16 protein-coding genes and 1 tRNA gene are annotated in these 20,173 nt (G+C 59.2%); 11 read left to right on the top strand and 6 right to left on the bottom strand.

What is annotated here, in order from left to right; translation table 11 throughout:
• The first annotated feature begins 2 nt into the window (after window positions 1-2).
• Complete coding sequence (mutL, locus tag GJ699_RS21980; protein WP_154380299.1) at window positions 3-2,039, top strand: DNA mismatch repair endonuclease MutL; 2,037 nt, start codon at window positions 3-5, stop codon at window positions 2,037-2,039.
• 1 nt (window position 2,040) lies between these two features.
• Window positions 2,041-2,988, top strand: coding sequence for a tRNA (adenosine(37)-N6)-dimethylallyltransferase MiaA (gene miaA, locus GJ699_RS21985; protein ID WP_154380300.1), 948 nt, complete (start codon window positions 2,041-2,043; stop codon window positions 2,986-2,988).
• Between the two features lie 3 nt (window positions 2,989-2,991).
• Here the strand turns inward: miaA and GJ699_RS21990 are convergent, their stop codons facing one another.
• On the bottom strand, window positions 2,992-3,396 hold the full coding sequence (locus GJ699_RS21990; RefSeq protein WP_154380301.1) for a VOC family protein: 405 nt from the start codon (window positions 3,394-3,396) through the stop codon (window positions 2,992-2,994).
• A gap of 151 nt (window positions 3,397-3,547) precedes the next feature.
• On the opposite strand from GJ699_RS21990, the gene GJ699_RS21995 reads away from it, so the two are divergent.
• The 4 genes from GJ699_RS21995 to GJ699_RS22010 all read left to right on the top strand — a co-directional run bounded on the left by GJ699_RS21995 (window position 3,548) and on the right by GJ699_RS22010 (window position 6,012).
• A tRNA-Met gene (locus GJ699_RS21995) sits at window positions 3,548-3,624 on the top strand.
• Between the two features lie 125 nt (window positions 3,625-3,749).
• Entirely contained in the window at window positions 3,750-4,298 is a 549-nt protein-coding gene (locus tag GJ699_RS22000) for a PAAR domain-containing protein (protein ID WP_154380302.1), read from the top strand.
• 11 nt (window positions 4,299-4,309) lie between these two features.
• A complete protein-coding gene (locus GJ699_RS22005) occupies window positions 4,310-5,362 on the top strand; it encodes a DUF2515 family protein (RefSeq protein WP_154380303.1) in 1,053 nt (350 codons plus the stop codon).
• Window positions 5,359-6,012: a hypothetical protein gene (locus GJ699_RS22010; RefSeq protein ID WP_154380304.1), complete on the top strand. Its 654-nt coding sequence runs from the start codon at window positions 5,359-5,361 to the stop codon at window positions 6,010-6,012. Before GJ699_RS22005 ends, GJ699_RS22010 begins: the two co-directional genes overlap by 4 nt.
• A gap of 6 nt (window positions 6,013-6,018) precedes the next feature.
• On the opposite strand, the gene GJ699_RS22015 is transcribed toward GJ699_RS22010, so the two are convergent.
• Entirely contained in the window at window positions 6,019-6,690 is a 672-nt protein-coding gene (locus tag GJ699_RS22015) for a penicillin-insensitive murein endopeptidase (RefSeq protein ID WP_154380305.1), read from the bottom strand.
• Between the two features lie 120 nt (window positions 6,691-6,810).
• Between GJ699_RS22015 and GJ699_RS22020 the strand changes: the two genes are divergently transcribed.
• The 5 genes from GJ699_RS22020 (at window position 6,811) to GJ699_RS22040 (ending at window position 15,395) form a co-directional block, all read left to right on the top strand.
• Window positions 6,811-7,227: a hypothetical protein gene (locus GJ699_RS22020; protein WP_154380307.1), complete on the top strand. Its 417-nt coding sequence runs from the start codon at window positions 6,811-6,813 to the stop codon at window positions 7,225-7,227.
• 533 nt (window positions 7,228-7,760) lie between these two features.
• Window positions 7,761-10,634 carry a TonB-dependent receptor gene (locus GJ699_RS22025; protein WP_154380309.1) on the top strand — a complete coding sequence of 958 codons (2,874 nt, stop codon included), beginning with the start codon at window positions 7,761-7,763 and terminating at the stop codon, window positions 10,632-10,634.
• Window positions 10,635-10,637: 3 nt separating this feature from the next.
• Window positions 10,638-11,768 (top strand): glycoside hydrolase family 88/105 protein, encoded by a 1,131-nt coding sequence (locus GJ699_RS22030; RefSeq protein ID WP_229262230.1) that lies wholly within the window; start codon window positions 10,638-10,640, stop codon window positions 11,766-11,768.
• A 13-nt stretch (window positions 11,769-11,781) separates the two neighbouring features.
• On the top strand, window positions 11,782-13,029 hold the full coding sequence (locus GJ699_RS22035; protein WP_154380311.1) for a DUF2264 domain-containing protein: 1,248 nt from the start codon (window positions 11,782-11,784) through the stop codon (window positions 13,027-13,029).
• Window positions 13,029-15,395: a beta-galactosidase gene (locus GJ699_RS22040; protein ID WP_154380313.1), complete on the top strand. Its 2,367-nt coding sequence runs from the start codon at window positions 13,029-13,031 to the stop codon at window positions 15,393-15,395. The genes GJ699_RS22035 and GJ699_RS22040 overlap by 1 nt, the downstream gene beginning before the upstream one ends.
• A 27-nt stretch (window positions 15,396-15,422) precedes the next feature.
• On the opposite strand, the gene GJ699_RS22045 is transcribed toward GJ699_RS22040, so the two are convergent.
• The 4 genes from GJ699_RS22045 to GJ699_RS22060 are packed head-to-tail and all read right to left on the bottom strand — an operon-like array spanning window position 15,423 to window position 20,168.
• Window positions 15,423-15,680, bottom strand: a complete 258-nt coding sequence (locus GJ699_RS22045) for a PAAR domain-containing protein (RefSeq protein WP_154380315.1) — start codon at window positions 15,678-15,680, stop codon at window positions 15,423-15,425.
• 16 nt (window positions 15,681-15,696) lie between these two features.
• Window positions 15,697-16,782: a DUF6708 domain-containing protein gene (locus GJ699_RS22050; protein ID WP_154380317.1), complete on the bottom strand. Its 1,086-nt coding sequence runs from the start codon at window positions 16,780-16,782 to the stop codon at window positions 15,697-15,699.
• On the bottom strand, window positions 16,783-19,296 hold the full coding sequence (locus GJ699_RS22055; RefSeq protein WP_154380319.1) for a T6SS effector BTH_I2691 family protein: 2,514 nt from the start codon (window positions 19,294-19,296) through the stop codon (window positions 16,783-16,785).
• Entirely contained in the window at window positions 19,287-20,168 is an 882-nt protein-coding gene (locus GJ699_RS22060) for a DUF4123 domain-containing protein (RefSeq protein WP_154380321.1), read from the bottom strand. The genes GJ699_RS22055 and GJ699_RS22060 overlap by 10 nt, the downstream gene beginning before the upstream one ends.
• Window positions 20,169-20,173 lie beyond the last annotated feature (5 nt).

A 20,173-nucleotide genomic window follows, 5' to 3' on the forward strand; every position in this document is an offset into this window, starting at 1 on the left:
TGATGAACGCACCCGACCTCCGCCCTCCCCGTCCCATTCAGGCACTGCCTGACCAGCTGATTTCCCAGATCGCCGCCGGCGAGGTGGTGGAACGGCCGTCGGCCGTGGTCAAGGAGCTGCTGGAGAACGCGCTGGATGCCGGCGGCACCCAGATCGCGGTGCGGCTGGAGGAAGGCGGCGTCAAACGCATCTGCATCACCGACAACGGCCGTGGCATCCCTCCGGAGCAGATGCCGCTGGCACTGGCGCGCCATGCCACTTCCAAGATCGCCTCGCTGGACGATCTGGAAAACGTCGGCACACTGGGCTTCCGTGGCGAGGCGCTGGCGTCGATCGCCTCGGTGGCGCAAGTCACCATCACCTCGCGCACCGCCGACGCGACGCATGCCTGGGCGATTGAGGGCTCGCACAACGCGACGCCGACCCCATCCTCGGGCGCGCTGGGCACCACGGTCGATGTCAAAGACCTGTATTTCAACACGCCGGCACGACGCAAATTCCTCAAGTCCGAGCAGACCGAGTTTGGCCACTGCGCCGAAGTCGTGCGCCGCATCGCGCTGGCGCGGCCGGACGTGTCGTTCTCGCTGAGCCACAACGGCCGCACCGTCGACCATTGGAACGTCAGCGAAATCGCGCGCCGCAGCGCGCAGATTCTGGGCGATGGTTTTGCCGAGGCGCGGCTGCCGGTCGACGAAGTGGTTGGCCCGCTGCGCATCCACGGTTACATCGGCCTGCCGACCGCCTCCAAGGCGCGCGCCGATGGCCAGTTCTTCTATGTGAATGGCCGCTTCGTGCGCGACAAGGTGCTGGTGCACGCCGTCAAGGCGGCCTACCAGGACGTGCTGCATGGCGACCGCTTCCCGTCGTACGTGCTGTCGCTGGACATGGACCCGGCGCTGGTCGACGTCAACGTCCACCCGTCCAAGATTGAAGTGCGCTTCCGCGATGGCCGCGCGGTGCACCAGTGCGTGTTCCACGCGGTGCAGCGCGCGCTGGCGCAAACCTCGGCCACCGCGCACGGCAGCGTGCCATCGCCACTGCCAGCGGCCGACAGCCTGAACGCCACGCCGATGTGGCGCGGCGAGCAAACCTCGTTCGGTTCCCTGCTGGCGCCGGACTACACGCCGACCTTCTCGCCATCGCCTTTCGGCGCACGCGGCGCGGACGGCGCTGATGGTGCGGCGGCGAACGGCTACGGCGGCCCGGCTGGCGGCAATGGCGACGCAGCGGGTGGCGCGCAAGGCTTCGGCGGCATGAGCGATTCGCGCTTCGGCGGCGGCGCGAACGCCAACTATCCCGGCCCACGCTTCACCGCCCAAGGCGGCGTCGCCCAAAGCACTGAAAAATACGGCGCCATGTTCCGCGACAGCGAACGCTCCGCCGACATGGCCCTGCCCCAAGCCAGCCCGTTCACCGTTTCGGCAGCCGCGATGGCGCAGGAAGAATTCCCGCTCGGCTTCGCGCTGGCGCAGCTGCACGGCATTTACATCCTGGCGCAGAACGCCAAGGGCCTGGTGCTGATCGACATGCACGCCGCGCACGAACGCATCCTGTACGAACAACTGAAGAACGCCCTGGACAGCCGCGTCGCCGGTGAAGAGATGCAGGTACAACCACTGCTCATCCCCGTCACCTTCTATGCAGACGCAGTGGAAGTCGGCACCGCCGAAGAGCATCAGGAGACCTTGCAGACGCTGGGCTTCGACATCGCCGTGCTATCCCCGACCACACTGGCCATCCGCTCAATCCCGGTGCTGCTGAAAAACGCCGACGCCCAAACACTGGCGCGCGACGTGCTGCGCGACGTGCGCGAATACGGCGGCTCGCGCGTACTGATCGAGCGCCAGAACGAACTGCTCGGCACCCTCGCCTGCCACACCGCCGTGCGCGCCAACCGCATCCTGTCGGTGCAGGAAATGAACGCCCTGCTGCGCCAGATGGAAATCACCGAACGCGCCGACCAGTGCAACCACGGCCGCCCAACCTGGGTCCAGGTCGAAATCAGCGCGCTCGACAAACTCTTCCTGCGCGGCCAATAACATGAGCACCAAACCACTGGCCGTCGCCATCATGGGGCCGACGGCGTCGGGCAAAACCGCCTCCGCATTGGCCATCGCGGAACGCATCCCGTCCGAAATCATCTCGGTCGATTCCGCACTGGTATATCGCGGCATGGACATCGGCACCGCCAAGCCCACGCACGATGAGCTGGCCGCCGTACCGCACCACCTGATCGACATCCTCGACCCACTGGACTCCTACTCGGTAGCCCAGTTCCGCAACGACACGCTACGACTGGTGAGCGACATCGTCGCGCGCGGCAAACTGCCGCTGCTGGTGGGCGGCACCATGTTGTACTTCAAAGGTCTGCAGGATGGATTGGATGACCTGCCCGGCGCTGATCCCGAGGTGCGCGCCGCGCTGGACCAAGAAGCCGCGCGACTCGGCTGGCCGGCGATGCACGCGCGCCTGGCCGCCGTCGATCCGGAAACCGCCGCGCGACTGGCGCCCAACGACGCCCAGCGCATCCAGCGCGCGCTGGAGATTCATCAGCTGAGCGGCAAACCGATGTCCGAACTGCTCGCGTTGCGCGAGAAAACCGAACTGCCATTTGAACTGCTGTCGTTCGCGCTGGAACCGTCCGACCGCGCCGTGCTGCACGAGCGCATCGCGCGCCGTTTCGACCTGATGCTGGCCGATAGCCCGAACGGCAACCTGCTCACCGAAGTGGAAGCGCTGCGCAAGCGCGGCGACCTGCATCTGGGTCTGCCATCGATACGCTGTGTGGGTTATCGCCAGGCGTGGGAATACCTGGATGGCAGCATCGACTACGCCACCATGCGCGAGACCGGCATCATCGCCACGCGCCAGTTGGCCAAGCGGCAGCTGACCTGGTTGCGTTCGATGCCGGAGCGGGTGGCGCTGGATTGCCTCGGCCCCGATCCGGCCGGCCAGATGCTGACGCAAATCACCGACCGCCTCGGCTGAGTTTTACGTGCGCGGCAGCTCGCCGCTCATGTAGACCAGCTCCCACAGGTGGCCATCCGGATCCTGGTAGCCGTGACCGTACATAAAGCCGTGATCCTGCGGCTCCTTGTAGGTACTGCCGCCGGCCTCGATCGCCTTGGCCACCATCTGCGTCACCGCCTCCTTCGATTCCAGCTGCAGACAGGTCAGCACCTCGGTCGTGGTGTGCGCGTCCGCGATCTGCTTCGGCGTAAACTCCTTGAAGCGCGCCTCGCTCAGCAGCATCACAAAGATATTCTCGGCCACGATCATGCAGGTGGCGGATGCATCGGTGTAATGCTGATTGAAGCTGTAGCCCAGGTGGGTGAAGAACTGTATGGATTTTTGCAAGTCCCGCACCGGCAGGTTGACGAAAATATTGGTTGCCATGATGTCCCCGTTATAAAATTGCTTGTGGTATCCAGCATACCAATATGCCAATGTTTTGACGACCGCAGCACGATAGGACGCCTTTTTTCAAAAAAGTAGCGCCGGTTCCTTGACAGGAAAGGGGCCGCCCCCTACAATGCTGGGCGTTGCAGGTGATATAGCTCAGTTGGTTAGAGCATAGCATTCATAATGCTAGGGTCGGTGGTTCAAGTCCACCTATCACCACCAGAATACCGGAAGCCGTAAATCATGATAAATGATTTACGGCTTTTTCCGTTTTATTGTGCGCTCGCAAGGCCTGGCGTTGAGGCTGTCTCTACATTTGAGGCTTTCTGTCCCGGAACGGAAAGCCCATGCAACGCTATCACATCACACTCGGCGCCAGCACCAGCGCCGGCGGCAAAGTCATCAGCGCCAGCAGTTGCTGCAGTATTAACGGCATCGCCGTCGCGCTGGAAGGCGACACTCTCCTCTGCCCGGCCTGTCGGTCGCAGGGCAAGATCCGCATATTCGGCCCGCGCATTCCGGAAAGCTGGAATGGCAAACAAGTCGCACTGCAGGACGACCTGTGCGTGTGCAAATGCACACCACCACCACGACTGATCGCCAACCAGAGCCTCAAATGCCAATCGGTGGGCGGCGCTCCCGCCGACGATCACACCGCAACCCAAACCGCGTCAGCCGCGCGCGAAGAAATGCAGTCGGCCGCGTTGGGAGACGACGCACAGCAAGTCGCCCTGCGCTTCCTCGACGAGCTGACCCAAGCACCGCTCGACGCCAAGCGCTACCGGTTGGAGCTGTCGGACAAAGTCATCGAAGGCGTCACCGACAGCCATGGCTACACCCAGCCCATCACTGCCGCCGACCGCTCGCAGTTGCTAGCGTGGCAGTTACTCGATTAACGGGAGACGCCATGCCGGATGAAGTCCTGACCAAACAGCGACAAGACCATCTGCCGCTGCACCGCAACACTATGCCGGTAGCCGAATGCGACGTACACGACACCACGATCGCTGGCAAGGCGTGCAAGGCGATCGACGTACCCATACTTGGCTGCGCCAGCATCTGGCTGCGCGTGCAACGCGAAGCGGAGGCTTGGGTCGCGCCCGGCGGCAAGCTGATCGCCGATCCCATCGCGCGCAACCGCCGCATCAACCAAGCCTATGCCCAACTGTGGCTGGCGGACCGGCGCTTTCAGTGGGCCGGACTGGCTGCTTTCGCCTCCAAGCAAGTCGGCTGCGGTCTGTTGCACGCGGCAGAGAACATCCGCAGGTCACAGCAGGAAATCGACGCCAATAACCACCGGCTCGACATCATGAGCAGCAGCGACGGCACGGCCGTCAACAGCATGCCCGCCACCATCGCCGGCAGCGCCGCCTACATGTATCAACAGCTCGCGCTCGGCAACACCACGCTCTTCCTCGACATCTACCCCTTGCACCGCTTCTACATGCTGCGCGGGTTCGACCATTTCAGAAAATGCCTCGACGAACGAAAGCTGATCGTCAACGACATCATTTGGCCTATTGGCCAGGCTAAGCTTGCTTTTGGTCAGTCGTTCAGGGCTATCCTGGAAGGGTTTGATTTGATCGATAAAGGTTTGATCAGCGAAAGTGTCAAACGGCTAGCACATCATGAACAAATCAATATTCTTCAGACAGCAATCTATAGCGACGTCATGATGAGACGTGCTCTGGACGCAAATCAGTTTGCCTGGGCAGTGGACTTTCCGAGCGGCGTCGCGGCTGAAATAGCGTTAACGCTGTCGGCTAAATGCAGAGTGGATAGAGGGTCGTTCACCATTGCTTTTTCGAAGAACAAGAGCGCCAGTTTGTATGACCAAAACCAGAGGATGAGTTTTGTCTATGCCGCGGCAGCGCAGTTCAACAACTTATTAAGCGGCAGTGGCAGAGCAGATGTCGAAGCCTCCATCACCGAAATCGCCCGCGACGGTAAGCCAAGATGAAGAAGCTCGCCGTTCCTGTAACAGCAGCTTTAGCCTGCCTGGCTTGGCTTATCTTTCGACCGTCTGCTCCCACTATATTGTCACTTCGAGTGGGGCAAACCTTTAACGAGGTAACCAATCTCTCCAGCTTTCCGGTTATGGCATCCTCGAATATTCCCGATGCACGCTCGGAGGGCAATGGCGCGACGTGGGTCACAACGCCTTCGGTCATTATTCAATTTAATGATCCGACGTATGGATTCACTTTGCCGCCGACGACATTTGCTGCCGTGGATTACATGAATTATCGGGTCACCACCATCTCCACATCGCCTATGCTGAATAAACTACCATTCGATGATGCCTTTGAAATCGCAAAGTCATTGCAACAACAATTGCAGGACGGTGGCTGGCAACCGGAGAACCAGACTACGTGGCTTGATCTCGGTGATAAACGAAAACTACAGCAAAACCTGCGCCGGAACGACCCTACCTACCGGAACTACGTAGAGTTGGTGGCGCCGCAAAAATATTCCATCATCTTTCGCTTCTATTGTTCTGAGCGATGCGACAGCCTCGTCGGACTCGACCGCTATCTCATCGATGTCGGTATTGGCAAAGATTATGGATTCGAGATCGAACGGCGCAACGAAAGACACCTTGAGTGGTAAGAATTTCTAGCCGCGCCAAGGCCGGCAGGATACCGCGAAATCGACATGATAGTGCTCATCGTGCCGTATCCACGGGCGTTCTTTCATGAACGGTAGCTGCAGCTCGCGGCCGCGACGGGTCGCCAGCAGTTGGGTGGTCAGTTGCGGATCGAAGATCACGCGGCTGATGCCGAGATGGTGGCGCTGCGCCGCCAGTGATAGCTGGTACAGATGCTCGGCCATGGCTTCGTAGTCGATGCGCAGATTCTGATATCGTCCCTTGGTGTCGAACTCCAGGCCGTAGCCGAATTTGTTGAGCGGGCTGGACGGCAGTGGCACCGAGACGCCCTGTGCATTCAGCACAGGCACCATGAAGTCCACCGATATGCCGGCCTGATGGGTTTTATGTGGCGGCATCGGGCCGCCGTTGGCCAGGCCGGTTTCGCCATACACGTAGTGCGTGGATGGCGTGCTTTGCGCCAGCGCGCGGTAGGCATCCAGCACCACGTCGCGCACGTCGCTGTGCACATAGGTGCGGCCGGCGGCGACACCCAGTGTGCTGTAGGCGGCGAAGTTGGCGCCGCTTGCGGGCAGTTGCACGCCCTGCTCCAGCCGTCCCTGCGCGACCGTGCCATAACAAGTGCTGGCCATCGCCGGTGCTGTGAGCGCCATCCATCCCAAGCCCAAAAGCAAACGCATCGCCCCGTCCTCCCTGAACTCATCAATACACGCGCAGGCTTCGATCACCTCTGCGCTGCCTCAAGCAGAACGCCATCCGCCAGCGAGACAATGCCATAATCTTCGCGTGGGAGGGACATCATGAACGACCGACCTGAACAGTGGGACTGGCCCGAACCAGTCCAGGACCGCATGTCCGACCAGGACTTCGCGATGATCGTGCAGGAGATGCGGCGCGAACCCGGCTTCGAGGAGCGCTATGCGCAAGGGCGCGCAAAGATGCTCAAGCTATGGGAAGAATTACGAGCAATGCGCGAAACTCCGGCTGAACCGTATCAGCCAGACGAATCTGATTGGCCCGAGCCAATGCAGGACCGCATGTCCGACCAAGACTTCGCGATGATCGCGCAAGAAATGCGAAGCCAGCCAGGCTATGAAGAGGCACGCGCCCGGCGGCTCGCCAAGATCACTCAGCTTTTTGCGGAATTTCGCGCCCACCCAGAGTTTCCCGCTGAAGGCTTCACACTGATGCGAGACGAGGAAGGTACTGGAGAATGAAGCCCAGCACTCTTCGATACCAATGCCCTTATCGATGCGCTAAACGGTTTCCGGGAACCCATCGTAGAGTTCTAGGAGCCTCCGCAACAATGAAGAGTGAAATCGTCAGACTGATTAGTGAAGTGGGGTTTCAAGTCATTCATACCGATTCTCATATTATCGAAGTAGCCGCTCGCATCCGGAGCGCCAGTCTACATCGACGAGCGAAGATTGCTTTGGCGGACGCAATTATTCTGATATCCAGCCACCACCCGTACAGTCTGTTTTTCCCCACAACGTCATATAGAAAATTTGCGTTGGTCTATACGAAGTATGCATACCTTGCGTACCAAATAATCAAGATGTTGATTATTTCCATTTTAACCACATGAACAATTTGCTCCTTTCATAGATAAACCCGCTAAACAGCCCTCTTCCGCACTGCAATAAAACGTTTTCCTCCCGTATTGGCAACGATTCCGGAAATGGCTAGTCTAGTTTCTGACAGGTCATCAGACACCTGCAGACTCCCAGAACTAACCACTGAGGACATAATGAAAAAGAAAATACTGGAGACCATGGTGCCGCTCGCGCTGGCAGCCATGTACGCCCCTGCCGCCCTGGCGCAGGACACCACTACCCCACAGCCTGCCAGCACCGCCACCGAACCACCGCCGGCCACCGCCGACGACGCCGCCAGCACCACCGTGGTGGTCACCGGATTCCGCTCCAGCCTGCAAAAGGCGCTGAACCTGAAACAGCAAGCGATCGGCGTGCGCGATTCCATCGTCGCCGAAGACATCGGTAAATTCCCCGAGGCGAACGTGGCAGAATCGCTGCAGCGCGTGCCCGGCGTGATCCTCAACCGCGACGAATCGTCCGGCGAAGGCCAGCGCATCTCGATCCGCGGCCTGCCCACCGAATACTCGGTCACCACGCTGAACGGCGCGCCGGTCAACACCACCTCCACCTCCACCATCGGCTCGGCCGCGCGCGGCTTCAACTACGACGTGTTCGCGTCCGAACTGTTCGGCCGCGTCGATTTCTACAAAACCCCGCTGGCCGAACTGACCGAGGGCGGCCTCGGTGGCGTGGTGGACCTGCAAACCCCGCGTCCATTCGATAATCCGAAACGCACCATCCGCTACGGCCTGACCGACACCTACAACACCGCCTCCAAGCACAATGACCCGAACGGCTTTGTGCTGTACTCGAATACCTGGGACAACCTCGGCTTCCTGATCGGCGCCTCGCACACCGGCAGCATCAACACCCGCTCCGGCTTTGAAGCCACCGGCGGCTACAACAGCTCGGCCAACGGCAGCGCCAGCCCGGTCAGGGGCAACTTCGCGCTGGCGCTGGACTTCGACAGCCCGCTGGCCAATCTGGGCGGCTACACCCGCGACCAAGTGGCGAATGCGCTGCTGCCGCGCATCTACCGCTTCTACGGCTCGCAGAACGAGCGCACGCGCGACGGCCTGGTGTCGTCGCTGCAGTGGAAAACCGCTACCCTCAACGTCAGCCTGGACTCCATGTATTCCAAGCTGGAGAACACCCGCGCCGAAACCCTGTTCGGCATTCTGGTGCGCAGTACCGCCACCACCAACCGCAACGCCGCTGTCGGCGCCAGCGGTAACAACGGCCTGATTCCGCTCGACGTCCACATCGACCCGACCACCAATCTGCTGACCGGCACCTTCGGCAACACCACCTACAACGCCGGCGCCGCCTATACCAAGGACGAAACCAAATTCGGTTACAGCGCCCTGAACGCCAGCTGGAAAGCCAGCCCGCGCCTGACGCTGTCCGGCCAGGCCAGCCTGAATCAGAGCACCGCCACCAGCGCCACCGGCACGCTGTCCGGCTACATCTACGGTGCCACTTCGACCATCGACTACGGCAGCGATCACGTTTATCCATCGATCTCCTCGCCCACCAGCTACACCGATCCGAATAGCTGGAGCGGCTTCACCATCAGCAGCGGCTGGACCAAGGAGACCGACAAGGGCAAGCAAGTCCGCACCGCCGCCGATCTGGATTACGACCTGCCCGGCGGCTGGACCGGCCACCTGAAAACCGGCCTGTCGTACGTGGCCACCATCAAGGGCGTCAACAAGCGTAACGGCACCGCGCTGGCCACGGCCAAATTGAACAGCATCGGCGCGGCCGGTCTGCGCAACGCGATGACCTCCACGCTGCCGATCAATAACCTCGACTTCGGCGCCGGCTGGCCACACAGCTGGGCCACCTGGAACAGCAGCTATTTCTACTCGCAGTTCGATCCCAATGTGTACAGCAACGAGTCGACCTTCCAGCCATCGCAAAGCTTCGCCGCCGAAGAGGATGTGAGCACGGCCTTCGCGCAGTCCGACTTCAAGGGCCAGGTGTTCGGCCACGAACTGCGCCTGAACGCCGGCCTGCGCTTCTCCAAGACCGAGACCAAGATCGACAACTTCAAGCAGAAGGGCACCAGTCTGGTTTACTCGCCCAATCATGAGCAAGGCTCGTACAGCAATGTGCTGCCGGCCCTCAGCAGCGCCTTCGACGTGACCGATGACCTGATCTGGCGCGCCTCGTGGGGCAAGACCATCACCCGCGCCTCGCTGTCCATCATCGCCGCGCAGACCGTGATCCCGAATCAGTTCGACACCACCGCCACCTCAGGTAATCCGAGCCTGCGCCCGCAGCAGTCGAAGAATCTGGACACCAGCCTGGAATGGTATTTCAAGCCAGGCAGCCTGCTGTCCGCCGCGCTGTTCCAGAAGAAGCTGACCGATGCCACCGTGGCCAACACCCGCGTGGTGACCTTCGGTTCGCTCGGTCTGCCGGATACCGCGCTTGGCCCGCTGTTCCAGGACGCGAGTGGCCACGTCGATCCTAATCTGCCGATCACGCTGAAGAGCTACACCAACGCCGGCGAGCAGACGCTCAAAGGCTACGAGCTGGCGTACCAGCAGGCGTTCAGCTTCCTGCCGGCGCCGTGGAGCGGCCTTGGGGCGCTGGCCAGCTACACCCACATCAATCCCTTCAACAGCGTGCCGTGGGTGACCAATGCCGGCAAAACCATCGACGTCAATTCGGTGCCGAAGTACGCCTACAGCACCACGGTCTACTTCGAGCAAGGCCCACTGGCGATGCGCCTGTCGTGGAACTACAAGGACAAATACCTGCATCCGGACAGCCCGCGCAATCTGGGTGATGACTTGATCCGCTGGCGCGCCGGCCGTGGCTACCTGGACGCCAACGTCAGCTACAAGATCAACGAGAACCTGGAGTTCCGCATCGATGCCCTCAACCTGAGCAACACGCTGGCCTATGACTACTTCGAAGACGCCAGCGGCAAATTCGGCAGCGGCAAGAAGACACGCATGGACTATGCGAAGTATGATGGACGCACGATCAAATTCGGCATACGGGGAAAACTCTAAACCATGATGAAACGACTGTGCGCCGCCGGCCTGCTGGCGGCGGGTTTGGCCGGTTGCGCTTCGGCGCCGCCGGCGGTCGACACCTCCGAGCAGGAGGTGGTCGCGATTATCAACAAGGTTAACAACTACTGGCAGCAGCACGAGCCGGCGCAGAAGTGGGCCTTCTGGGACATCGCAGCCTATCACACCGGGAATATCGAAGCCTACAAGCTGACCGGCAATCCGGCCTGGCGCAAGTATTCGGAAGACTGGGCCAATTACAACAACTGGCAGGGCGCCAAGTCCACCGACAAGACCAAGTGGAAGTACCAGTACGGCGAGACCGACGAGCATGTGATGTTCGGCGACTGGCAGATCTGCTTCCAGACCTATGCGGACCTGTACCAGATGGACCGCGATCCGAAAAAAATCGCCCGTGCGCGTGAGGTGATGGAGTATCAGATGTCCACACCGAACAAGGATTACTGGTGGTGGTCGGATGGCCTGTACATGGTGATGCCGGTGATGACCAAGCTGTATGTCGCCACCGGCAATCGCCAGTATCTGGACAAGCTGTATGAGTACTTCGATTACTCCAACAGCATCATGTGGGACAACGACGCCAAGCTGTATTACCGCGACGCGCGCTACGTCTATCCCAAGCACCAGAGTGTGAACGGCAAAAAGGACTTCTGGTCGCGCGGTGATGGCTGGGTGTTCGCCGGTCTGGCCAAGGTGCTGCAGGATCTGCCGATGAACGATCCGCACCGCACCGACTTCGTGGTCAAGTTCCAGGACATGGCGAAAGCGCTGAAAACGGCACAGACCGAAGACGGTTACTGGACCCGCAGCCTGCTCGATCCGCAGCACGCGCCGGGACCGGAAACCAGCGGCACCGCCTTCTTCGTCTACAGCTACCTGTGGGGCATCAATCACGGCCTGCTGGAGCGCGACGAATATCTGCCGGTGGTACGCAAAGGCTGGCGCTATCTGAGCCAGACCGCACTGCAACCGGACGGCAAAATCGGCTATGTGCAGCCGATCGGTGACCGCGCGATACCTGGCCAGGTGGTGGACCAGAATTCGACCACGGCGTTTGGCGTCGGCGCCTACCTGCTGGCGTCCACGGAGCTGGTGCGCCTGCTGCGTCAATAACAACGGAGACTGAATGGAACGACGACACTTTATCCGCGCGCTGGCGGCCGGCTCCGCCGCGACCGCGCTACCCGCAACTGCGGCCACCGCTGCGGACGGCAGCGAAGCCCGCTCTCAATTGGCGACGCTGGCGCAAAAAATGTCCGAACCTGTGCTGACCAACCTGGCCGCCGGCACGCTGAAAAAAAACTTCGCCCTCGAAGTCAGCCCGACCTGGGATGGCCGCGATAAAGGTGTCGCCTATCTGGAATGCTTCGGCCGTCTGATCGCCGGCATCGCCCCCTGGCTCGCACTGCCGGACGACGGCACGTCTGAAGGCCACACCCGCAAGCGCCTGCATCAACTGGCGCTGCAAAGCTACACCAACTCGGTAGACCCATCGAATCCCGACTACCTGCTGTGGAAAGGCCCGGGCCAGACGCTGGTCGATTCCGCCTACTTCACCAACGCCCTGATGCGCGCACCGCAAGCGCTGTGGGAACCGCTGGACGCCAAAACCAAACAGCGCATCATCGCCGAAATAAAAGCCCTGCGCCGCATCGAACCGCCGTACATCAACTGGATGCTGTTCTCCGCCATGAACGAAGCCTGGCTGATGTCCATCGGTGAAGAATTCGACCCGCTGCGCATGAACGTCGCCATCCGCAAAATCAACGAGTGGTACGTCGGCGACGGCTGGATCAAGGATGGTGACGCCTTCCACTTCGACTACTACAACGCCTACGTCATGCACCCGATGCTGGTCGAAATCCTCGACGTGCTGGATGCAAAAAAAGGCGCGTTCTGGAACGGCAAACCGGAAGAGCTGCGCGCACAAGCCATCAAACGCATGCAGCGCTACAGCGAGCATCTGGAACGTTTCATCGGCAGCGACGGCAGCTATCCGCCCATCGGCCGCTCGCTGACCTACCGCACCACCGCCTTCCAGCCATTGGCACTGCTGGCGTGGCGCAAGAAACTGCCGCAAAGCCTGCCCGAAGGCCAGATTCGCGCCGCCCTGCAGGCCGTGCACAAAGCCGTATGGTCGGCGCCATCCAACTTCACCAAGGACGGTTATCTGACCATCGGTTTCGTCGGCCATCAGCCTGAGCTGGGCGACTGGTACTCCAACAACGGCAGCATGTACATCGCCTCCGCCAGCCTGCTGCCGCTTGGCCTGGCGCCAACCGACAGCTACTGGACCGCGCCCGCGCAAGACTGGACGCAAAAGAAAGCCTTCGCAGGCGCCCGCTTCCCTAAAGACTACCCGGTGAACTACTAATGACGATTCAATCCGTATCCCGCCGCCGCATGCTGCGCGGCGCCAGCGTGGGCGCTGCCGCCACCGCCGTCGGCAGCCTGATGCTGCCTCTGTCCGCGCAAGCCGCCAACCGCTTCAGCATCAACGACACCGATTTTTTACTGGACGGCCAGCGCCTGCAAATTCGCTGCGGCGAAATGCACTTCGCCCGCGTGCCGCGCGAATACTGGCAGCACCGCCTGAAAGCCATCAAGGCCATGGGCCTGAACACCGTCTGCGCTTACCTGTTCTGGAACTACCACGAATGGCGCGAAGGCCGCTACGACTGGCAGGGCCAGCGCGACGCCGCCGAATTCTGCAAGCTCGCGCAGCAGGAAGGGCTGTGGGTGATCCTGCGTCCCGGTCCATACGCCTGCGCCGAGTGGGAAATGGGCGGCCTGCCATGGTGGCTGCTGAAGAAACCCGGCGACGCTTTCCTGCGCACGCGCGATTCCAACTTCGTGCAGCCGGCGCGCCGCTACATGAAGGAAGTCGGCCGCGTGCTCGGCCCACAGCAAATCACACACGGCGGGCCAATATTGATGGTGCAGGTCGAGAATGAATATGGCTTCTTCGGTGAAGACCTGGACTACATGCGCGACATGAAGCAGATGCTGGTCGATGCCGGCTTTGATGTGCCGCTGTTCCAGTGCAATCCGACCAACGCGGTGGTGAAATCGCACATCGATGGTCTGTTCAACGTCGCCAACTTCGGCAGCGATCCGATGACCGGCTTCAAGGCGCTGGATCAGGTGCAGAAAGGCCCGCGCATGTGCGGCGAGTACTATTCCGGCTGGTTCGATACCTGGGGCGCGCCGCACCGTCGCGGCTCGGCTAGCGGCGCAGTGGCCGATATCCAGGCCATGTTGAAGGCCAACGGCTCGTTCTCGCTCTACATGGCGCACGGCGGCACCAGCTTCGGCCTGTGGGGCGGCTGCGACCGTCCGTTCCGCCCCGACACCAGCAGCTACGACTACGACGCGCCGATCAGCGAAGCCGGTTGGACCGGCGAGAAATTCGAGGCTTACCGCAACGGCATCAAGCCCTTCCTGCAAGCCGGCGAAACGCTACCTCCACCACCGCCCAAAAATCCGGTGGTCGCCATCAAGCCCTTCATATTCAAGGAGTCCTGCACAGTGGCCGCAGCGCTGCCGGCCAACGCCCTGCGCGTGCCATCGCCGCAGCCGATCGAACAGTACGACATCAGCCGCGGCCTGGTCTCGTATCGCGTGACGCTGCCCGCCGGCCCGGCCGGCACGCTGGACGCGGCCAAGGTGCGCGATCTGGCCTGGGTCAGCATCGACGGCAAGCAAGTCGGCACCATGGACACGCGCCATCGCCGCTTCTCGGTCGACCTGCCGGCGCGCAGCAAACCGGTTACGTTGGAGATCCTGCTGTACACCATCGCCCGCGTAAACTTCGGCGTCGAAATCCATGACCGCAAAGGCCTGCACGGGCCGGTGCGCCTCGGCGGCCAGCCGCTGGAGAACTGGGAAATCCGCGCCATCGACTTCGACGCCGACGGCGTGCTGCCGCCGCTGACGTGGTCCAAAGGCCGCGCACAGGGCGCCGCGTTCTGGCGCGGTGGTTTCGAAGCCACACAAAGCGGCGACACCTTCCTCGACCTGTCCAGTTGGGGCCAGGGCATCGTCTGGATCAACGGCCGCTGCCTCGGGCGCTACTGGAGCATCGGCCCCACCCAGACCATGTACCTGCCCGGCCCATGGATCAAGCAGGGCCACAACGAAGTGGTGGTGCTGGACCTGACCGGCCCACGCAAAGCCAGCATGGCCGGCCTGACCGCACCCATCCTCGACCAGCTGCATCCGGAGCTGGACCTGCCGCGCCCACCAAGCAAAGTGAAGCCGGCGCTGGACGGCGTCACGCCAGCCTACGAAGGCCAGTTCGCGCCCGGCCCCACGGTGCAGGATGTGAAGTTCACACAGCCGGTGAAAGGCCGCCAATTCTGCCTCGAATCACTGGATGCCTTCGACGGCAAGCAATACGCCGCCGTGGCCGAACTGGCGCTGCTGGGCGCCGATGGCAAGACGCTGAACCAATCCAATTGGACCATCGCCTACGTCAGCAGCGAAGAGTTCAGCAAGGAAGACGGCGGCGCGCTCAACGCCATCAACGGCCAGGCCAGCGACTTCTGGCACACCGCCTATAGCGGCAAGGCCGCCACCCTGCCCGGCGCGAAACATCCGCACCGCCTGATCATCGACCTCGGTGCGGAAGTCAGCGTGGCCGGCCTGCGCTACACGCCACGCCAAGGACCGGACGGCGTCACCGGCCGCATCAAACGCTTCCGCGCCTATGTCGCCGATCAGCTGGTAAAGGAAAACTGACGTGGTTGAGTGGCGACGAGGCTGGGATCAGATTGATGAAATCAATTTAGCTCCGCAAGCAGCCTTGTCGCCATCGTAGGCAACGGCTTTTCCATGGTGATGCCTGTCGCTGGAGGCCACCTGTATCGGGAAGTTGCCTTTGCATTGCGGGCAGATCGTCATATCGCCATCCACCGCGACAGGTTTACCTAGCGCTTTGAAGTCATTACTGGCAGAGATGACCTTACCACCGTGCGATGTTGAGTCACCCAAGCGAATAACGCCTTTCCCCTTGCTGTTTTTCATGAGGAATCTCCACGATTCAGTTACCAGGGGCGACTTCTCCCCGCCAATGCTCCGCATTCTTGAAGCTGTCTGCCTCTCCTTGCCAATTCGGCGTCTTGCTGCGCGGGTCTGACGGATAGGACTGATTTCTATGTGCCTGTGATGTTGCGGCCCAGCCGACAGGCGTATCGCCAGCAGGCTGCTGATAGGGATCATCGTCCGCGATCTGGCAAATCTCCTTGATTGCTGGTGGCCAGATAGGAGGGCGGCAAGTCGACATCGACGCCACGCGCAGCAATGTCAGCCAGAGGAAGAACGGCATGAACGCTATCCGCAAACTGGCACTTAATCCGAAGCCCACCTCGTACATACAATACAAGAACGACTCGAAGAAGTTCTCGCGTTCAGTCAGAAACAACAATGGTTTGGGTAGTTCAGCGGGGCCGTGGTTCATATACCAGCACCAGTAGTTCCATTGGCAGAGCAGATCGTTCATGCCATCCAGACCATCCCACTCCCTGCCAAGCGCGAAGCCGTTCACGACGTTGCCATCCGAGTCCAGTTGGTAGTATCGGATGTGATAGCTATCCGCATGATCGGTATTCTGCTTACCTCTGTGAACACAAAAAACCGCATCCTCGTTCCATGGCACCTCCACCGTGATGTCACCAAGTTCTCGCGACGAAGAAAATCGCCGGCGCCGGATAGCGAAAATTTTCTTCGCGGTGCGATGGAACCGAATAGGCCGTCGCGTCAAAGAAAACACCTCGTCCAGACCGAACTTGACACACACGTATCCAAATCCCATGGCAGCAGCGCCATACTCGAAAAGAATACATCCAAGCATGAAGTCCCATTCCTTTTGCCAAGAGTCGCACAGGACAAAAACGAAAAAAGTAAAAAATGCCGCAGAGCTGAGAGCCGCAGTAAAGACGCCACCAGCAAACCACTGCCTCATCATATGTGGCTGCTCACTGACATCCATAAAATTGGAGTTGATCCTATGGATGGTCGCACTGTCCTTACATTCAGGGCCCACGTACCCTGCAATAGGCAAGCGATGTTTTGCATCCCAATCAGGCATCGGCCGACCTATTTTAATTTTGAAAATCCGCTCGTCCATTTAGGTTCCTAGCGCACCCTGAAGTGCAATTAACTCTTCCTCTAATGTTGGATAACCAGAGCCGCCACTATAATTGGCAGAAAAAAAACAATGGTTTAGCCACTTTGTTAACTGCGATTTTTTGAGAACAGATATGACTATTGCTAACAGGAGTGCAGCAACAAACAAAGGCCAAAATATCGCCAAGCTGAAACACCCCGCCAAAGATAAAGCAATTCCTAATGCTGCATTAGCTCCGTATAGGATGGATAAGGATTTATCGTTTTCGAGATAAGCCAAATGCGACTCATAAATATCAAATGCTGCGGTCGCAAGTCCTGCAATGAAACTCACTCCTTTGCCAAATATTAGAACCTTCTTTCCAGCCTCAGCTCCCTTAGCCCAGTGCTCGCTAATCGCTATCGAAAGCGGATGAGTAGGAGCCTTCTCCATTGCAGTTCCGGTCAGCTCTATTAGTGCTCCGCTGACGTTCATCACGGCAATTCCAAGCTTGATGAACAGCTTGGTGCTTTCAAATCGGTCACTGACCTTGAAGTCTCTGTAGGCAAAGGCAAACGCTGTCAGTTGCAGGACAACCGCAACTGCCCCCACATTGAAATCAGTTGATGACCCCAGCCATTTCTCGATAGTCGAGTAGCCAGGAATCTTGATTGTTTTTATTACTCCGGACGTCATCCCACTCTCTCGCTCAAGGGTCGCCATATCAAATTCATAGATACAATTAGGCCCAGTTCCAGGTTGCTTCTGCTGAATTTCTTCGACAGCGCGTTGAGCCACCGATGTCGCCGGAGTTTTGTAACCACCAAAGTCGACGCCTCTTTTTTCGGCTTCCGAGATGACCCAGTTGGCGACCTCAAGAGGACTGCGCTTACCTTCTGCTATGACTGTCTTTCCGAGCAGAGAAAGACTGATAACGGTGAGGTCTCGCATCGCGCGGGTACCGTACTGCCCAAGTGCCTTGACCATGGAATTGGTCGCGGTAAAAACAAGCTTGTCGACGAGGCGGAATTCCTGCCCCTCTTTCAGCCGGGACATACCCTGCTTATAGATGTTCAGCAGGTTCTTAAGCTTGACGTCCCCACCTTTGATCTGCGCTGCAGCTGCATTGATAATGTCTGCTTGATTGAAGAGCATCGCACGCGCGTAGAGATTCGCGGTATTCAATGCATCCGCTGATTTGAGCCAGGCGATTAGTTGCTTGTCGCACGCGTCGGTAGCCGTACCCTTTCCTATACATTGGGCGAGCGACTCTCGATAGGCAAATCCGCTGGCCAGATTGCCATCATCGTGAACGCCATTCATCCATTCCCGCAGTTGCACGCTGGTCAGCCAATCAACGTGCGCCTGCGCGAGTGCCACGCCTTGCTTTTCATATGCTTTGATCGCTGATTTGTATTTCACCGGAAAGGTACTGCGCTTCTGCGCATCCAGCACTGACTTGCCATCAATCGTCGTAAGCGCGGACCAGGCAGCGTCTTCTGCTGCACGACGCTGAGCCGCAACGCTTACGCCATATTTTTTCCGATCCGCCTGCCGGCGCTTGGCCAGCTTGGCAGGACCTCCCGCCTTGATGACGGCTAAAATCTCCTGCGCGTCACTGTATGAAAGACCGTCCATTGGCGGAGTTTCATCATCTTTCTTTCTCTGAGCGACGTTGAAATCGAAGTCGTCACGAGCGCGCTGACGCACTGCCGCTTCGGTCGATTGAAGAATCTCCTCGATAATCCGTCCTCGGTACAGCTCCACATCAAAGTCGGAATGATCTGTGGGAACCGTCAGTTCGCTCAAATCGTTCGTGATGCCGACAGGATCATCAATGGCCACGATATAGCCTTCTTTCATCGGGGTTCGCTCAAACGCTTTTATAAATTTCTCGGCCATCTTCTGTCGACGCACCTCGTGGCCAATCGGCGTATTACTGAAACCAAAGGCCTTCTGCATTTGCGGCTCATCCATTACGAAGTGGGCAACAGCGTTTGAAACTTTGGTAAACTCCCCATTGTGGGTGTCACGCATGCCTGTCAGCATCCAGGGAATATCAATCCCTCGCATATGCTTTCGACGCCATTCGTCATTCTTGACCTTCTTGATCAGCGCGGGCGTCCATGCTGTGTTTGACCAGCCTAGCCAAAGCACCCTGGCAGGATCCTTTTCCGAGTGCTCAACATTGATGCACATCGATAATGCTTCCTCAACCGGACTGGTGCAAGAAAATGCCTTGTTCTTTGGGCTCGGTGCAGGTAACTCCGGCGGAAAATTCCAAAGATGGCCACCGGGCATGACAAGATATGCCTTCAGCCGGTCGCGCTTTTCGTCGTAGGCATAGAGATATCCGGTACGAATAGCGCGCAAGGTGTACTTCGCAGTGGCAATCTCCGCAGGTCCATTTTCGATCTTGAAATTTCCTCTGAGGCCGGGGACCAAACTAGCGCCAGCCGGGCAAGCAACTGCGTATCGAACCGGATAGAGCAGTAGGCCTGGTTTTTCACAGAAGCTGCAAGTTTCTAGCACCATTTTGATATTCCTTTTTGTGATGCGCGAGACAAATCCAGACGCGCATAATCAGACTTATCAAGTAAAAACCGCACGTCAGTCCAGCTCATTTCACCGCGCTGCAAAGCATCCCAACCATGACGTAACTTCTCGTGGTGACGGTATGCCGCTCCATAGCGGGAGCACAAATAACCGAACTCCGCTAAGTCATCCTCATTTAAGTGCGAACTGATTTCATCGTCAGCCAGATAAGCAAGCGTGGCTTCCTGATAGCGTAGACAATCGACAGGTGCTAATGCCTCGTCTTCACCAAGCTTGTCCAAGATTCGATTAAAAGTGCGGGACTGTAAAAGCCTGGGCCACTGTGGTTCAGTGGGCCATCCTGCCAAGAAATCTGATAACGACTCGCTGCGAGTCACCGTCCGCGTGACGTTCCACCAACTCCGACACCAAACAAATCGCCAGCACTTGATGGGTCCGAGTAAAGCATCGCGCTGCAGGGGTGAGAACAGCGCCATCGCGGTCGCGAAAACACGCGGATCGAAATATCGCCAGAACACGCGGACACCATCAGGTCCGCAGCCGCAAAGGTATGACCCGATATGAACGGCCAAATCGTCAATACCGAGATCGCAATCCAACCAGGCGCAGATGGCATAGGGATGCTCACCTGCCCGTTGATACTTCAGCATCCTCAAAACTTGATCCCTCTGTGCGCCGGACATCTCATGGACGGCGATCAGGCAAGGCATCAATTCCTGAGAATTTGCCAGCGCTGGCGGTACACAACCCACCATTTTGATTGCTTCACAATCCAGCTCGGGTAAGTTGGAGACGTCCACCAACAAATAGCCGGTGGCGATATCCGCACATGGATCAGGTATGGGCTGCATCGTGA

Origin of the sequence: Duganella guangzhouensis (genome assembly GCF_009674535.1) — a bacterium.
GTDB lineage: Bacteria > Pseudomonadota > Gammaproteobacteria > Burkholderiales > Burkholderiaceae_D > Rugamonas > Rugamonas guangzhouensis.

Coding starts and splice junctions, on each gene's coding strand:
- mutL (WP_154380299.1), top strand. CDS start 3: ATGAACGCACCCGACCTCCGCCCTCCCCGTCCCATTCAGGCACTGCCT.
- miaA (WP_154380300.1), top strand. CDS start 2,041: ATGAGCACCAAACCACTGGCCGTCGCCATCATGGGGCCGACGGCGTCG.
- GJ699_RS21990 (WP_154380301.1), bottom strand. CDS start 3,396: ATGGCAACCAATATTTTCGTCAACCTGCCGGTGCGGGACTTGCAAAAA.
- GJ699_RS22000 (WP_154380302.1), top strand. CDS start 3,750: ATGCAACGCTATCACATCACACTCGGCGCCAGCACCAGCGCCGGCGGC.
- GJ699_RS22005 (WP_154380303.1), top strand. CDS start 4,310: ATGCCGGATGAAGTCCTGACCAAACAGCGACAAGACCATCTGCCGCTG.
- GJ699_RS22010 (WP_154380304.1), top strand. CDS start 5,359: ATGAAGAAGCTCGCCGTTCCTGTAACAGCAGCTTTAGCCTGCCTGGCT.
- GJ699_RS22015 (WP_154380305.1), bottom strand. CDS start 6,690: ATGCGTTTGCTTTTGGGCTTGGGATGGATGGCGCTCACAGCACCGGCG.
- GJ699_RS22020 (WP_154380307.1), top strand. CDS start 6,811: ATGAACGACCGACCTGAACAGTGGGACTGGCCCGAACCAGTCCAGGAC.
- GJ699_RS22025 (WP_154380309.1), top strand. CDS start 7,761: ATGAAAAAGAAAATACTGGAGACCATGGTGCCGCTCGCGCTGGCAGCC.
- GJ699_RS22030 (WP_229262230.1), top strand. CDS start 10,638: ATGATGAAACGACTGTGCGCCGCCGGCCTGCTGGCGGCGGGTTTGGCC.
- GJ699_RS22035 (WP_154380311.1), top strand. CDS start 11,782: ATGGAACGACGACACTTTATCCGCGCGCTGGCGGCCGGCTCCGCCGCG.
- GJ699_RS22040 (WP_154380313.1), top strand. CDS start 13,029: ATGACGATTCAATCCGTATCCCGCCGCCGCATGCTGCGCGGCGCCAGC.
- GJ699_RS22045 (WP_154380315.1), bottom strand. CDS start 15,680: ATGAAAAACAGCAAGGGGAAAGGCGTTATTCGCTTGGGTGACTCAACA.
- GJ699_RS22050 (WP_154380317.1), bottom strand. CDS start 16,782: ATGGACGAGCGGATTTTCAAAATTAAAATAGGTCGGCCGATGCCTGAT.
- GJ699_RS22055 (WP_154380319.1), bottom strand. CDS start 19,296: ATGGTGCTAGAAACTTGCAGCTTCTGTGAAAAACCAGGCCTACTGCTC.
- GJ699_RS22060 (WP_154380321.1), bottom strand. CDS start 20,168: ATGCAGCCCATACCTGATCCATGTGCGGATATCGCCACCGGCTATTTG.